Here is a 14,414-nt window from a genome sequence, read left to right as displayed (position 1 = left end):
CCCCGTCCGGGTGAGACCGCCGGCCGGGCCTCCACGGGAGCGCTCCGCGCGCCGATGCACCCAGCGGTCCCGGGCAGCAGGCCCGCGGGCGCCCCACGAGCGGCGAGAGGACGACCACAGGTGCGGACACGACCCACGCCCGGCACCCGAGGACGTCGGCTGCGCCCGCGCACGGCCGTGGCCGGGCTCGCGGCCGCCCTGGTCGGCGCGTCCGTCCTGCTGCCGGTGGCCTCGGCGCCGGCGTCCGACCCCGACGTCGCGGCCGCCCCCGGTCTCACGCTGTCCCTGCCCGCCCCGGCCGCCGACGCGTCCCCGGCGACGACCGCCGACGACAGGCGCGCGCAGGCGACCGGGGCGACCGGCGCGACCGGCGCCGCCGCCACCGGGACCGCCGCTCCGGCCGGCCCGGCCCCGGCCCCCCGGGAGGCCTCGCCGGCCGGCACCGACCGCGACGCCGACGACCCCGACGGCACCCGCCCCGGCCACGTCGACGCCCCCGCCACGACCACGCAGCCGCTCCGGAGCGACGACACCGCCCCCGACCCGGCCGCCGGCGGCACCGGTGAGGCCGAGGCGCCCGCGGGTGACCGCACCCGCCCCACCGCCCCGGGCGTCGTCACCGGCACGCTGGTCCGGGTCTGGGCGGAGCAGCACGTGGAGCCGGGCGGCACGGCCGTCCACGCCGCCGACGACGGCCGGGGCACCGGCCCGGACGAGGCCGGCGCCCGGCTGCAGAGCTGGGTCGAGACCCCCGGGACCGCCTACCCGGTCCCGCCCACCGACGTGGTCGGGGTGGCGGACGGCAGCACCGTGACCGTCGACCTGGCCGCACCGCCGGCCACCGGCGCCCCCCACCCCGTGCGCAGGCTGCTCGAGGTCGCCGCGGCCCAGCAGGTCGAGGGGGCGGTGACGTTCGGCGAGGGCAGCACCGACGTCTTCGGCATCGCCTCCGCGGCCGTGGTCCACGACGTGACCGTCGTCCTGGCCGTCCCGCGCGGCGCCCAGGCGGACTCCGCCACCCCGGACCAGGTCGCGGCCAGCGTGACCGGCGGCGTCAACACCTACTGGACCCGGCAGAGCCGCTCCCAGCGCAGCGTGCGCGTGGTCGCGAAGCACGGCTGGCAGACGCTGGGCAACGACTGCTCGGACGCGTTCAAGCTGTGGGACGAGGTCGCGGCCAAGGTCGGCTGGACGGGCGGCGCCCGCAAGCACCTGCTGGTCTACCTGCCCTCGGACGCCGGCTGCGGCGCCGGGCTGGGTACCGTCGGCGCCGGGCCGGACAGCGGTGGCCGGTCGTGGGTGTCGATCAACTCCGTGTCGATCATCGCCCACGAGCTCGGCCACAACTTCGGCCTGGGCCACTCCGACGGGCTGCTGTGCACCGGCAGCAGCGACGGCACCTGGACCGGCAATGCGTGGCAGAGCGGCTGCGCCGGCTTGGGCTACCGCGACTACTACGACGTCATGGGCGTGTCGTGGAGCAACCTCGGCTCGCTCGCGGCCCCCCACGCCGACGCCCTCGGGCTGCTGCGCTCCACCGAGCAGCTGGTCACCGCCGAACCGGTGCGGGTGCACCTGGCCCCGGCCAGCGGCGACGGTCTGCGGGTGCTGCGCGTCGACGACCCGGACGGGGTCTACTACGTGGAGTACCGGCCCGCCGCGGGCTGGGACGCCTGGCTGTCCGACAACTACAAGGGCCTCGACGCCGGGGTCATCGTCCACCGACGTGACCCGAAGGACGCGCGCAAGGCGCTGCTGCTCGACGGCTCGCTCAGCGCCGGCCCGCGCGAGGAGGACTGGCGCTCGGCCCTGGCGCCCGGCACCAGCCTGACCACCGCGTCGGGGACGACCCGCATCGCGGTGGAGTCGCAGGACGAGACCGGCGCCACCCTGGTGGTGCACCGCGACGGCCGGGGCCCCGAGCCGGTCCAGCCGCCCGAGGGCGGGGCGCAGGTCGAGATCCGGACCCCGGAGGTGGCCGCGGCCGCCACCGGCCCCGCCGTCTTCCGCGGGGTCGCGACCGCCCCCGAGGGCACCCTGCTGTGGGAGGTGACCGAGGACGGGGTGACCCGGGCCTCGGGCACCGCGGCGACGGGCGTGAACGGCGAGTTCGACACCTTCTGGGTGCCGGTGCAGCTGCCCGCCGGTGACTACACGTTCCGCGCCTGGGTGCCGGACGAGTCCGACGGCGAGGGCGACGTCGACCGGGCCCTGCTCGAGGACGAGGTGTCCGTCTCGCGCCTGTGACCGGGCCCGCGCGCCCCGGACCGGACAGCCGGTGCGGTCAGGACGGTCAGTGCGGTCAGGACCGTCAGGGGCGGTAGGAGCCGGTCTCCCACACCTCGCGCAGGACGGTGGCGGCGTCGGTCTCCCGCGAGTCGTCGCAGCGGTCGACCACGGCCTCGGCGAACGCCTCGGCCGTCGCGGCGGGCGGCTCCTCGGCGGTGAGCTCGGTCAGCCAGAACGCCCGCAGCAGCGCGTGCGCCTGGTCGTCGCGGACGCCGGCGGGCAGGGCGAGCACGTCCGCGCAGGAGCCCGACAGCTGGTCCAGCGTGGTGTCCAGCGCCTGCTGCGCCTGGGCCCGCGCGGCCTGCGACGCGGCCTCGTCCGCCGCGGCGGTGGCCTCGGCCACCCTGTCGCGGGCCAGGTCCTCCGCCGCCGACCGGGCCGCCTGCTCCGCCTGCGAGCAGCCCGCCGCCGCACCGGCCAGGAGGACGGCCCCCAGGACCGTCACCGTCGCGCGCCGGACCCGCCGCGGGGCCCGCCGCGCGGGCGGCGGGCAGGGGTCCGGGGGGCGCATGCCGGCGAGTCTCGCAGACCTCCCGACCCGGCCCCCGGACCCCGAGGCGGCCTGTCGGTCACCGGCCGGCGGCGTAGCCCTGGGCCCCCCGGGCGTTGGCCGCGGCCCGCAGGAACCCGGCCTCGACCCCCACCACGCAGGTCCGTCCCAGCTGCCAGCCGTCGGTGGTGCGGACGTCGTGGCCGCGGTCCAGCAGGTCCTGCACGACGTGGTCCGGCATCCGGTCCTCCACCACGAGCACGTTGGGCTCGGCCAGGCGGGGGTGGAACGAGCTGGGGGCGTGGTCGCTGTGCAGCATGGGCTCGTCCAGCAGGGACTGCAGCGGGGTGAGCAGGGTCGGGGCGGCACCGGCCCGCCGACCGTGCTGCGCGGCGGCCACGGCCCGCACCAGGAACACCGTCGTCCACTGGTCCTGCTGGTCCCCGCCGGGGGTGCCGAGCGCGAGCCAGGGCTCGCCGTCGCGCAGCACCAGCGTCGGCGACAGGGTCGTGCGGGGCCGGCGCCCCGGCCGCAGGGACGCGGGCAGGCCCGGCTCCACCCGGAACATCTGTCCCCGCGTGCCGAGCGGGAAGCCGAGCTCGGGCACGACGGGGCTGGACTGCAGCCACGCCCCGCTCGGGGTGGCCGAGACCACGTTGCCCCACCGGTCGACGACGTCCAGGTGGACCGTGTCGCCCCGGGTGGCCCCGTCGCGCTGCACCGTGGGCTCGCCCACGCCGACCGCACCCGAGCCGTCGGCCGACGCCGCGGACGCCGGGTCGCGGACCACGGCGGCCAGCCGGGGCGTCCGGCCCCCGGGCGAGCCGGGGCGCAGGTCGCGGTCCGCGCGCCCGCCCACCGAGCCGGCCCGGTCGGCGAGGTAGCCCCGGTCGAGCAGGTCCGCCACGGGGACGGGGTCGGCCGCGGAGTCGCCGTACCAGGCCTCGCGGTCGGCCATGGCCAGCTTGGTGGCCTCGGCCCAGGCGTGCAGCCAGGCCGGGTCCTCCCGGCCCTCGGCGTCGCTGAGCGGGCCGGCCCCCACCCCCAGCGCCTCGAGCACGCCCAGCGTCTGCAGCATGACGGGGCCCTGGCCCCACGAGGAGGTCTTGCACACCGTGACGCCCCGGTAGTCCAGCGTGGCGGGGGCCTCCACGCCCGGGCGCCAACCGGCCATGTCCGCCCCGCGCAGCAGCCCGCCGTGGCGGCGGCCGCTGGTGTCCAGCCACGCCGTCCCGCGGCAGAACGCGTCGACGGCCTCGGCGACGAAGCCCTGGTACCAGGCCTGGTGGGCCCGCTCCCACTGCTCCTCGTGCCCCCCGGTGCCGGCCTCGGCGACCACGCGCCGGTAGGTCCGCGCCAGGCCCGGCAGCCGCAGCCGGGACCCGGGGACCGGGACCCCGTCGGGACCGTCGCCCACCAGGTAGACCTCGGCCGAGGGCTGCCAGTGCTCCCGGAAGTGGGCCGCCGTCCGGGCCACGGTGGCCGAGACCCGGTCCAGCACCGGGGCCCCGTCGGCGGCCAGCGCGATCGCCGGGGCGAGCACGTCGGCCACCGACCAGGTGCCCCAGCGCGCCACCAGCAGCGCCCACGCCCCGAACGAGCCCGGCACGGTCGCGGCCAGCAGACCCGTGCCGGGCACGTGGTCCAGGCCCAGCGCCGTGAACGCCTCGGGGGTGGCCGCCGCCGGCGCCACCCCCTGGCCGCACAGCACCTGCACCGGCTCCCCGGCCGGCTTGAGCACCATGGGTACCTCGCCCGCGGGGCCGTTCAGGTGGGGCTCGACCACCTGCAGCGCGAACCCCGTGGCGGCGGCCGCGTCGAACGCGTTGCCGCCGCGCTCCAGCACCGACTGCCCCACCGCCGTGGCCAGCCAGTGCGTGCTGGAGACCATGCCGAAGGTGCCGGTGAGCTCGGGTCGGGTCGTCGTCACCCGCCCGATGGTGCCGTGGGCCCGCTCAGGCGGCGACCGGGCTGAGGAACGCGTCCCAGGCGGGGTCGCGCTGCTCGGCCCCCTTGACCACCCACGCGGAGCCGCGCGGCGTGTACGGCCGCGAGCGCATGGTCCAGCCCATCTCCTCCGGCGTGCGGCTGCCCTTGACGTTGTTGCACCGCACGCAGCAGCCCACCAGGTTGGCCCAGGTGTCGGCCCCGCCCCGGCTGCGCGGCATGACGTGGTCGACCGTGGTCGCCCCGCCGCCGCAGTACACGCAGCGGTGCCCGTCCCGACGCAGCACGCCGCGCCGGCTCACCGGCACGTGGGTGGCGTACGGCGCGCGGATGTAGCGCCGCAGGATGATGACCGAGGGCCGGGTGAACCGGCTCGACGTCGACACCACCTCGTCGGCGTGCGCCGCCAGCACGGTCGCCTTGCCGGTCAGGACCAGGACGACGGCGCGTCTGAACGACACGACCGCCAACGGCTCGTAGCCGGCGTTCAGCACGAGGGTCCGCATCAGCGCCTCCTGGGGCAAAAGAAGAGGCGCCGCCCCGGACGGGACGACGCCTCGACGGCACGGCAGCTCCGACTGCCCGGGTGGCTGTGCACATGGCGGCGGACGAAGACGTGGCCACCGGCCGCTCGGCCCGGGCGCAGGCCCGCACGGGGCCCGGCGGGGACGAGCCCTCGGCCTCGGGCCCCCACCGTGCGGTGTGGACCGTGCACGACCCGAGCCTAACCCGCCGGAGCACGGCTCCGGCAGGTCTTTTCCCGCCCACCGTCCCGTGTCGCGAGGGACAGGGCGCCGTCGTAGGTTCGCGAGGTGGCCAGCTCCTCGTCCTCCGGCACGTCCCCGACCGTCATGTGGTTCCGCCGCGACCTGCGGCTCCTCGACCACCCGGCCCTGCTCGCGGCCAGCGGCTCCGACGGGGCGGTCGGCCCCGGCGACACCCCCGTGGTGCCGCTGTTCGTCGTCGACCCCGCGCTGTGGGGCCCGGCCGGCGACCCTCGTCGGGCCTGGCTGGTCCGGTCGCTGCGGGCGCTCGACGACGCCATGGCCGGGCACCTGGTCGTGCGCACCGGGGACCCGGTCGACGTCGTGCCGGCCGTGGTCCGGGACGCGGGGGCCACCGCCGTGCACGTCACCGCCGACAACGGGCCCTACGGCCGTCGGCGCGACGCCGCGGTCGAGGAGGCCCTGGGCGGGGACGTCCCGCTGGTGCGGACCGGCACGGCCTACGCCGTGGGGCCCGGCAGCGTGCTGAACGGCTCCGACGAGCCGTACAAGGTGTTCACCCCGTTCTACCGGGCCTGGCAGCGACTGGGCTGGCCCGCCCCCGCCGGCCCCGGTGACGACGTCGACTGGCACCGGGTGCCGGGGCGGGACTTCCCCGACGAGCCCGACCTGGGCGACCTGGTGCTGCCCGAGGTCGGCGAGGCCGCCGCGCTGGCCCGCTGGGAGGAGTTCCGCGACGAGGACCTGCTGGACTACGCCGCCCGGCGCGACCTGCCCGCCGAGGCGGGGACCTCGGCCATGAGCGCCCACCTGAAGTACGGCGAGATCCACCCGCGCACCATGCTCGCCGACCTGTCCCGGCTGGCCGGCGACGGCCGGCTCGCCAAGGACTCCCACGACTCGGTCGACACCTACCGCAGCGAGCTTGCCTGGCGGGAGTTCTACGCCGACGTGCTGTGGCACCACCCGCGCACCGCCCGGGAGTACCACCGCGAGCAGTACGCGGGCATGCGCTACGACTCCCCCACGTCGCAGCCGGGCCAGGACCGGCTGCGGGCCTGGCAGGAAGGCCGCACCGGTTACCCCGTGGTGGACGCGGGGATGCGGCAGCTGCGCGCCGAGGGCTGGATGCACAACCGGATCCGCATGGTGGTGGCCAGCTTCCTGGTGAAGGACCTGCACCTGGAGTGGCAGCTGGGCGCACGGCACTTCCTGCGCTGGCTGCGCGACGGGGACCTGGCCAGCAACAACCACGGCTGGCAGTGGGCGGCCGGGTCCGGCACGGACGCCGCGCCGTACTTCCGGGTCTTCAACCCGGTCACGCAGGGCGAGAAGTTCGACCCGACCGGGGAGTACGTCCGCCGCTACGTCCCCGAGCTGGCCCACCTGCGGGGCAAGGCGGTGCACACGCCCTGGGACGCCGAGGACGGGTACGCGCACGGCTACCCCGAGCGGGTCGTGGACCACAAGGCCGAGCGCGCGGAGGCCCTCGAGCGGCTGTCCGAGGTGACGCGCTGAGCCCTGGCGCCCGGTCGCGCTGAGCCCTGGCGCCCCGTCGCCCCGACCCGCACCGGGACGCCGCCCACCCCGACCGGGTGAGGCTGGCCCGGTCGGGTGAGCACCGTCAAGGCGTCAGGCACCTGCACCGATCACACCGTGTGATGAGTTCCGAGGCCAGCACCGACACCGCCGTCGAGCGCGGCGTCGACCCTTCCGTCGACCCTTCCGTCGAGCCCGCCGTCGAGCCCGAGCCGCGTCGAGGGCTCGCCTGGCTGCCGCGCGGCACGTCGCTGCCGGCCGAGGACTGGCGGCGGCGGCACCGCTCGGTGCTGTGGGTGCTGGGCGGGCAGGCGGCGCTGCTGCCCCTGGCGGCCCTCGTCCTGGCCGGGCCCGACCCCGCGGTGCTGCTGTCGTCGCTGGTCCCGCTGCTCATGACGGGCGTCGCCCGGCTGCCCCGGCTGCCCCGGCAGGTGCAGGCGGCCGTGGCCGGGCTGGGTCTGGTGGTCGTGTCGGCCGTGGTCGTCCAGGTGTCCGGGGGCGTCATCGAGGCGCACTTCCACTTCTTCGTCATGATCGGCGTGGTCGCCCTGTACGAGTCGTGGTGGCCGTTCGGGCTGGCCGTGGCCTTCGTGCTCGCCCACCACGGCGTGATCGGGACGCTGTTCAGCGACGCGGTCTACAACCACGACGGGGCCCGGCAGGACCCCTGGCTCTGGGCGGGGGTCCACGCGGCGCTGTTCGGCTTCGCCTGCCTGGGCTCGATCGTCAACTGGCGGCTGCACGAGGGTGCCCGCAGCGTCGAGCAGCAGCTGCACGGTGACCTGGCCCAGCAGGCGCGGGTCGACGAGCTGACCGGCCTGCCCAACCGGGCGGCGCTGCACGAGCACGCCGAGCGCCTGATCGAGCGCGCCGTGCGCGACGGCCGCCCGCTGACGGTGCTCATGGTCGACCTCGACCGGTTCAAGCTGATCAACGACACCCTGGGCCACGCCTGGGGCGACGCGCTGCTGCGGGAGGTCGGACCCCGGCTCGGCGGCGGCCTGCGCGAGGGCGACGTGCTGGCCCGGCTCGGCGGGGACGAGTTCGCCGCCCTGCTGCCGGGTCTGGTCGCCGAGCAGGCCATGGACGTCGCCGAGCGGCTGCGCGAGCGGCTGCGGGCCGGGTTCGTCGTGGACGGCATCGACCTGGACGTCGACGCCAGCGTCGGCGTGGCCACCTTCGACCCGCGGCTGGAGGCGGTCGCCGCCCCGGCGACGCCGTCGGCCGGTGCGGCGGAGCCGTCGGCCGGTGCGGCGGAGCGGTCCTCCGGACCGGCGCGGCCGTGCCTGGACGACCTGCTGCGCCGGGCCGACGTCGCGATGTACGCGGCCAAGCGCTCCGGCAGCGGCGCGCTGGCCTACTCCTCGCGCGAGGACGACCACAGCCGTTCCCGGCTGGCCCTGCTGTCCGACCTGCGCCGCGCGATCGCCGAGCGGCAGCTGGTGCTGCACTTCCAGCCCAAGCTCGACATGTCCTCCGGTCGGGTGTCCGGCGCCGAGGCGCTGGTCCGCTGGCACCACCCCGAGCGCGGCCTGCTGATGCCCGCGGACTTCGTCGCCGACGTCGAGTCCACCGGGCTGGCGCTGCCGTTCACCGACCTCGTGCTCGACCTGGCCATGGCGCAGGTGCGGCGCTGGCGCGACGAGGGCCGGCCGATCCAGGTCGCGGTCAACGTGCCGCCCCGCTGCCTGCTGGACCCCGAGTTCCCCGACCGGGTGGCCGGGCTGCTGCGCCGGCGGGACCTGCCGGCGTCCGCGCTGCGCATCGAGGTCACCGAGTCGTCCCTGATGACCGACCCGGCCGCGGTGCTGCAGACCATGCTGGCGCTGTCCGCCCAGGGCGTGGGCCTGTCGATCGACGACTTCGGGACGGGCTACTCCTCGCTCACCCACCTGCGCGAGCTGCCGGTCGACGAGCTCAAGGTCGACCGCTCGTTCACCCTGGGCATGACCAGCTCCACCGACGACGCGGTCATCGTCCGCAGCGCCGTCGAGCTCGGCCACCGGCTGGGCCTGGCCGTCGTGGCCGAGGGCGTCGAGGACGACGACACGCTGGCGGCCCTGCACCAGGAGTCCGTCGACGTCGTCCAGGGGTACCTGTTCGCCCGGCCGATGACCGCCGCGGCGATGGACGCGTGGCTGGCCGACCGCGACCAGGCGCAGGACCGGCAGCCGGACCTCGGGCCGGACCTCGAAGCCGTGCCCGGCCAGCGGGCGGGGGCCGGCGCCCCGGCACCGGCCGAGCGCTGACGCAGCACGCGCTCAGCCCGCGTTGCGCGGGTCGTGACGCAGGTCGCGCTGCGGCTGCGTGACGGTCCGGCCGGGGCCTCAGCGGGCCTGGAACGTCCCCGTGGCGTGGAAGCGCCCCAACAGGTCCAGCACCGACCGGGTGCCGGACCGCACGGGGGCCGGCAGCCCGTGGGCCGGGTACCAGCCGACCGAGCGGGTCTCGACGCCGTCGGGGCGCGGTTCCACGGCGGCGGCGTCCACGCCCGTCAGCAGGAAGCACATGGCGTAGGCCAGCACCACGTCCCCGTTGGGGTAGACGATGGTGTGCTCGGCCGGGTCGGACAGGCACGCGAAGGGGACCAGGTCCCGCTCGGCCGCCTCCAGCCCCGTCTCCTCCCGCAGCTCGGTGACGGCGGTCGCGGCGAACGACTGCCCCGGCTCGCACGAGCCCGCGGGGATCTCCCACTCGTGGTCGTCGACCCGCTGCTGCAGCAGCAGCCGGCCGGACCGGTCCTCCACCACGACCAGCGCCCCCGGCACGAGCAGGGGCACCGGACCGAGCAGCGAGCGCAGCCGGCCGAGGTGGCTGTCCTGGAAGCGCATCACGGCAGCGTGTCACGTGCCGGACGGCCAGGGTGACTCGGCGCCGGTCGACCCGGGGCGCATAACCCCTGGCGCACGGGCCGCCGCCGACCTACCGTTGTCGCACACGGAAGGGAGGTGATCCGAAAGCATGAAGTCTTCTCGGTCTTGTGAGGTGGCTGTCCGCTGACGCGGCCCGCCAGGACCTGACTGTCGGCGAAATCCCCGGCAGCCACCGCAGCCCCCGGGTGTCGCACCTCGTCCACGCGACCGCCGGTCGGATCCCGACCAGCGCCCCGGGGGCTGTTCCCTGCCTACGGGCGCGTCAGGGCCAGCGGCGCTCGACGCGCCAGTCCGCCGCGGTCGCCAGCCCGCCCGCCCCGTCGAGGGCGACGAACGCCAGCCGGTCGTGCAGCCGCGAGGGCCGGCCCTGCCAGAAACTCGACCTCGGCCGGCACCAGCCGGAAGCCGCCCCAGTGCTCGGGCAGCGGCACGTCGTCCGCGGCGCCGGTGTCGGGCCAGCGCTCGCGCAGGGCGGCCTCGCGCGCCTCGACCGTGCCGCGGTCCGCGACGGGCGCCGACTGCCGTGACGCCCAGGCCCCGATGCGCGAGCCGTAGGGCCGGCTGGCGAAGTAGGCCGCCACCTCCGCCCGCTCCAGCGGGTGCACCCGGCCCCGCACGGCGACCTGCCGCTGCACGGGGTACCAGCCGAACAGCAGCGACGCGGCCGGGTTGTCCGCCAGCTCGCGGCCCTTGCGGGAGCCCAGGTTGGTGAAGAACCGGAAGCCGTCGTCGGCCAGCCCCTTGAGCAGGACCGTGCGTGCGGACGGCGCCCCGGCCTCGTCCACCGTGCCCAGCACCATGGCGTTGGGCTCGACGACCGCCGGCACCTGCGCGAGCTCGTCGAACCAGGTGCGGAACTGCTCGGCGGGCGTGGCCGCCAGGTCGGACTCGTGCAGCGAGCCCGCCTCGTAGCTCAGGCGGAGGTCGGCGAACTCGTCGGGGGCCACGTCGGTAGTGTCGTCCGTGATCACGGGCACCACGAGCCGGCACCACCGACCGCACAGCCGCACGACTCGACGGGGAGCGCGCATGACCACCACCGACCAGCCGGTCGCCCACGGTCTCGAGGGGGTCGTCGCCTTCGAGACGACCATCGCCGAGCCCGACCGCGACGGCGGCGCGCTGCGCTACCGCGGCGTCGACATCACCGAGCTGGCCGGCGTCGTCCCGTTCGAGCAGGTGTGGGGCCTGCTCGTCGACGACGCCCCGCAGCCGGGCCTGGTCCCCGGCGACCCGCTGCCGCTGCCGGTGTCCACCGGCGACGTGCGCGTCGACGTCCAGGCCTCGCTGCCCACCCTGGCCGCGACCTGGGGGCTGCAGCCCGTGCTCGACGTGGACGCCGCCACGGTGCGCGACGACCTGGCCCGGGTCAGCGACGCGGTGCTGTCGTTCACCGCCCAGTCCGCGCGCGGCGAGCAGCCCGCCGTACCCGTCGAGCGCGTGGCGCAGGCGGGCACCGCCGCCGAGCGGTTCATGGTGCGCTGGCGCGGCGAGCCGGACCCGCGCCACGTCGCGGCCGTCGACGCCTACTGGGTCAGTGCCGCCGAGCACGGCATGAACGCCTCCACGTTCACCGCCCGGGTCGTCACCTCGACCGGGGCCGACGTGGCCGCCGCGGTGGCCGCGGCCGTCGGGGCCATGAGCGGCCCGCTGCACGGCGGCGCCCCCAGCCGGGTCCTGCACATGCTGGACGGGGTCGAGAAGCGCGGCGACGCGCTGGCCTACGTCCGCTCGGCCCTGGACACCGGCGAGCGGCTGATGGGCTTCGGGCACCGGGTCTACCGCGCCGAGGACCCGCGGGCCCGGGTGCTGCGCGCCACGGCCGAACGCCTCGGCGCCCCCCGGTTCGAGGCCGCGGCCGCGCTGGAGCAGGCCGCCCTGGCCGAGCTGCAGGCCCGCAAGCCCGACCGGGTGCTCGCCACCAACGTCGAGTTCTGGGCCGCGGTGGTGCTCGACTTCGCCGAGGTGCCTCCCGCGATGTTCACCCCCATGTTCACCTGCGCGCGCACCGCCGGCTGGGCGGCGCACGTGCTGGAGCAGAAGCAGACCGGGCGCCTGATCCGGCCGTCGGCACGCTATGCGGGCAAGGGGCCGCGCAGCCTCTGACACCTGCGACCATGGCGGCCGTGAGGATCCCCGCCGACCTGCTGCCGGCCGACGGCCGGTTCGGTTCCGGCCCCAGCCGCATCCGGCCGGCCCAGCTGCAGGCGCTGCTCGCCGCCGGCCCCGACGTGCTGGGGACCTCTCACCGGCAGGAACCGGTCCGGGCCCTGGTCCGCCGGGTCCGTCAGGGCGTCGCGGCGCTGCTCGGGCTGCCCGACGGCTACGAGGTCGTGCTGGGCAACGGCGGCTCCACGGCGTTCTGGGACGTGGCCACGGGCGGCCTGGTCGGCGCGCGGGTGCAGCACCTGGTCCACGGCGAGTTCGGGGCCAAGTTCGCCGCCTGCACCGCGCGGGCCCCCTTCGTGACCGCCTCCGACCACGTCCGGGCCGAGCCGGGCTCGGCGGCCCGGGCGCACGCCGTCGCCGGGGTGGACACCTACGCCTGGGCGCACAACGAGACCTCGACCGGCGTGCTCGCGCCGGTGGACCGGGTGCCGGGGGCCGACGACGACGCGCTCGTGCTGGTGGACGCCACCTCGGCCGCGGGCGGCGTCGCGGTGGACGTGTCCCGCACCGACGCCTACTACTTCGCCCCGCAGAAGGCCCTCGGCTCCGACGGCGGGCTGTGGCTGGCGGTGCTGTCCCCCGCGGCCCTGGCGCGGGCCGAGCGGCTCGGGGCCTCCGACCGGTGGGTGCCGGACTTCCTGTCGCTGCCGGCGGCCGTCGCCGCGTCCCGCCGCGACGAGACCGTCAACACGCCCGCCGTCGCGACGCTGCTGCTGCTGGCCGAGCAGGTGGAGTGGCTGCTCGCGCAGGGCGGCCTGGACTGGTCGGCGGACCGCTGCCGCGAGTCCTCGGGCCTGGTGTACGCGTGGGCCGAGGCCCGGGACTTCGCCGCACCGTTCGTCGCCGACCCGGCGCTGCGCAGCCCGGTCGTGGTCACGGTCGACCTGACCGGGGTGGACGGCGGCGAGGTCGCCCGGGTGCTGCGGGACAACGGCGTCGTCGACGTGGACCCGTACCGCAAGCTGGGCCGCAACCAGCTGCGCGTCGGTACGTTCCCCTCGGTCGAGCCCGACGACGTGCGCGCGCTGCTGGCCTGCGTCGACCACGTCGTGGAGCGGTTGACGGCGTGAGCGCGAGCACGCCGCTGGCTCCGCCGCTGCGCCGCTCCCCCATCACCGCCGCCGCCTATAGCGCGGTCATCACGTGGGGCTGGTTCGTGTTCGCGTCCGGTCCGGTCCTGCCGCTCATCGGGCTCGACATGGGCCTGTCCAAGACGCTGGTGGGCCTGCACGCGACGTTCCTGTCGGTGGGCAGCGTGGCCTCGGCCCCGCTGCTGGTGCCCATCGTGCGGCGGGTCCGCCGCTGGGGGGCGATGGCGCTGGGCTGCGGCCTGGTCAGCCTGGCCGCGGTCCTGCTGTCTGTCGGCTCGCTGTTCCCCGGCTGGGGGCTGGCCATGACCCTGGCAGGCATGGTGACAGCCGGCTTCGGCGGCACCATGCTGATCGCCACGTCGTCGGCCGTGATGGACGAGCACCACGGCCGTGCCTCCAACGCGGCCGTCAGCGAGGCCAACGGGCTGGGCTCCGGCCTGGGTGTGCTGGCCCCTCTGCTGGTCGGGGCCAGCGTCGGCCTCGGGCTGACCTGGCGCCCCGCCCTGCTGGCGATGCTGGTGGTCGCCTGCGCCGCCCTGCTGCTGCTGCGCCGGGTGCTGGACCTGGACCACCAGGGTCGCCTCGACGCCTCCCCGCTGCGGGCCGTGCCGGCCCCGGCCACCGACGCCACCGGCCGGCGGTACCCGCTGCCCCGCCGGGTCTGGGTGATCCTGGCCGTGACCATGAGCGGCGTCGGCATGGAGGTCAGCCTCAACACCTGGTCGGCGGAGCTGCTGCGCGAGCGCACGGTGCTGGACGCCGCGGGCGCCAGCGCCGCTGTGGCCGCGTTCGCCCTCGGCATGGCCCTGGGCCGCTTCGTCGCGGTCCCGCTGGCGCAGCGCTGGACCAGCAGCCACCTGCTGCGGGTGGCGCTGGGCGTGCTGGCCCTCGGCTGGACCCTGATGTGGCTGGCCACCCTGGCCTCGACCAGCTGGGTGAGCCTGGCCGTCGTCGGGCTGGCGCTGAGCGGGGCGGGCGCCGGGGCGTTCTTCCCCATCGGGTCGGCCTGGCTGGTCCGCAGCTCCGCCGGGCAGGCCGAGCGCGGCATGGCGCGGGTGTCGGTCGGGGTCGGCCTGGCGGCAGGCATCGTGCCGTTCGGGGTCGGCGTGGTGGCCGACGCCGTGGGGATCCACCTGGCGCTGCTGTTCGTCCCGTTCGGCCTGGCCGCCGTCACCCTCGGCCTGGCGGTGCTGCGCTCGCGCGCCGTGCACGACTGAACCGCCGCACCCGACCGGGTCGCCCCGGTCCCCCATTCAATCGACAACACCTTGATCCCCGCCCCCACCGACCA

11 protein-coding genes and 1 pseudogene are annotated in these 14,414 nt (G+C 76.6%); 6 read left to right on the top strand and 6 right to left on the bottom strand.

Going from position 1 to position 14,414, the window contains the following annotated elements:
• Nucleotides 1–120 precede the first annotated feature (120 nt).
• Nucleotides 121–2,247 (top strand): Gmad2 immunoglobulin-like domain-containing protein, encoded by a 2,127-nt coding sequence (locus SJY06_RS05725; protein WP_380165519.1) that lies wholly within the window; start codon nucleotides 121–123, stop codon nucleotides 2,245–2,247.
• Between the two features lie 64 nt (nucleotides 2,248–2,311).
• Here the strand turns inward: SJY06_RS05725 and SJY06_RS05720 are convergent, their stop codons facing one another.
• Genes SJY06_RS05720 through SJY06_RS05710 form a run of 3 tightly spaced genes read right to left on the bottom strand, consistent with a single transcriptional unit; the run spans nucleotide 2,312 to nucleotide 5,232 of the window.
• On the bottom strand, nucleotides 2,312–2,800 hold the full coding sequence (locus SJY06_RS05720; protein ID WP_380165517.1) for a hypothetical protein: 489 nt from the start codon (nucleotides 2,798–2,800) through the stop codon (nucleotides 2,312–2,314).
• A 58-nt stretch (nucleotides 2,801–2,858) separates the two neighbouring features.
• Nucleotides 2,859–4,709, bottom strand: coding sequence for a gamma-glutamyltransferase family protein (locus tag SJY06_RS05715; RefSeq protein WP_380165515.1), 1,851 nt, complete (start codon nucleotides 4,707–4,709; stop codon nucleotides 2,859–2,861).
• A 25-nt stretch (nucleotides 4,710–4,734) separates the two neighbouring features.
• Complete coding sequence (locus SJY06_RS05710) at nucleotides 4,735–5,232, bottom strand: HNH endonuclease (protein WP_380165512.1); 498 nt, start codon at nucleotides 5,230–5,232, stop codon at nucleotides 4,735–4,737.
• Between the two features lie 306 nt (nucleotides 5,233–5,538).
• On the opposite strand from SJY06_RS05710, the gene SJY06_RS05705 reads away from it, so the two are divergent.
• Nucleotides 5,539–6,969 (top strand): cryptochrome/photolyase family protein, encoded by a 1,431-nt coding sequence (locus SJY06_RS05705; RefSeq protein ID WP_380165510.1) that lies wholly within the window; start codon nucleotides 5,539–5,541, stop codon nucleotides 6,967–6,969.
• Nucleotides 6,970–7,112: 143 nt separating this feature from the next.
• Entirely contained in the window at nucleotides 7,113–9,239 is a 2,127-nt protein-coding gene (locus SJY06_RS05700; protein WP_380165508.1) for a putative bifunctional diguanylate cyclase/phosphodiesterase, read from the top strand.
• Nucleotides 9,240–9,317: 78 nt separating this feature from the next.
• Here the strand turns inward: SJY06_RS05700 and SJY06_RS05695 are convergent, their stop codons facing one another.
• The 3 genes and pseudogenes from SJY06_RS05695 to pdxH form a co-directional block, all read right to left on the bottom strand.
• The gene (locus SJY06_RS05695; RefSeq protein WP_380165506.1) at nucleotides 9,318–9,821 is read right to left on the bottom strand and encodes an NUDIX domain-containing protein; all 504 of its coding nucleotides are present in this window, start codon (nucleotides 9,819–9,821) and stop codon (nucleotides 9,318–9,320) included.
• Nucleotides 9,822–10,125: 304 nt separating this feature from the next.
• Nucleotides 10,126–10,203 (bottom strand): hypothetical protein, encoded by a 78-nt coding sequence (locus tag SJY06_RS05690; protein ID WP_380169675.1) that lies wholly within the window; start codon nucleotides 10,201–10,203, stop codon nucleotides 10,126–10,128.
• 37 nt (nucleotides 10,204–10,240) lie between these two features.
• Nucleotides 10,241–10,894: pseudogene (gene pdxH, locus SJY06_RS05685) on the bottom strand (pyridoxamine 5'-phosphate oxidase); the annotation flags it as partial.
• Between pdxH and SJY06_RS05680 the strand changes: the two are divergent.
• Genes SJY06_RS05680 through SJY06_RS05670 form a run of 3 tightly spaced genes read left to right on the top strand, consistent with a single transcriptional unit; the run spans nucleotide 10,893 to nucleotide 14,340 of the window.
• The gene (locus SJY06_RS05680) at nucleotides 10,893–11,969 is read left to right on the top strand and encodes a citrate synthase 2 (protein ID WP_380165504.1); all 1,077 of its coding nucleotides are present in this window, start codon (nucleotides 10,893–10,895) and stop codon (nucleotides 11,967–11,969) included. The pseudogene pdxH and the gene SJY06_RS05680 overlap by 2 nt on opposite strands.
• 11 nt (nucleotides 11,970–11,980) lie before the next feature.
• Nucleotides 11,981–13,102, top strand: coding sequence for a phosphoserine transaminase (gene serC / locus SJY06_RS05675; RefSeq protein ID WP_380165502.1), 1,122 nt, complete (start codon nucleotides 11,981–11,983; stop codon nucleotides 13,100–13,102).
• Nucleotides 13,099–14,340 (top strand): MFS transporter, encoded by a 1,242-nt coding sequence (locus SJY06_RS05670; RefSeq protein ID WP_380165500.1) that lies wholly within the window; start codon nucleotides 13,099–13,101, stop codon nucleotides 14,338–14,340. Before serC ends, SJY06_RS05670 begins: the two co-directional genes overlap by 4 nt.
• Nucleotides 14,341–14,414: the final 74 nt, after the last annotated feature.

Origin of the sequence: Jannaschia sp. R86511 (genome assembly GCF_042466345.1) — a bacterium.
Classification (GTDB): Bacteria; Actinomycetota; Actinomycetes; order Actinomycetales; family JBBAYJ01; genus Aquipuribacter.
This window is presented reverse-complemented; position numbering and strand designations above follow the sequence as displayed.

Excerpts from the sequence above, each read along its gene's own strand:
- SJY06_RS05720 (WP_380165517.1), bottom strand. The coding sequence starts at position 2,800 with ATGCGCCCCCCGGACCCCTGCCCGCCGCCCGCGCGGCGGGCCCCGCGG.
- SJY06_RS05710 (WP_380165512.1), bottom strand. The coding sequence starts at position 5,232 with ATGCGGACCCTCGTGCTGAACGCCGGCTACGAGCCGTTGGCGGTCGTG.
- SJY06_RS05700 (WP_380165508.1), top strand. The coding sequence starts at position 7,113 with ATGAGTTCCGAGGCCAGCACCGACACCGCCGTCGAGCGCGGCGTCGAC.
- SJY06_RS05695 (WP_380165506.1), bottom strand. The coding sequence starts at position 9,821 with ATGCGCTTCCAGGACAGCCACCTCGGCCGGCTGCGCTCGCTGCTCGGT.
- SJY06_RS05680 (WP_380165504.1), top strand. The coding sequence starts at position 10,893 with ATGACCACCACCGACCAGCCGGTCGCCCACGGTCTCGAGGGGGTCGTC.
- serC (WP_380165502.1), top strand. The coding sequence starts at position 11,981 with ATGGCGGCCGTGAGGATCCCCGCCGACCTGCTGCCGGCCGACGGCCGG.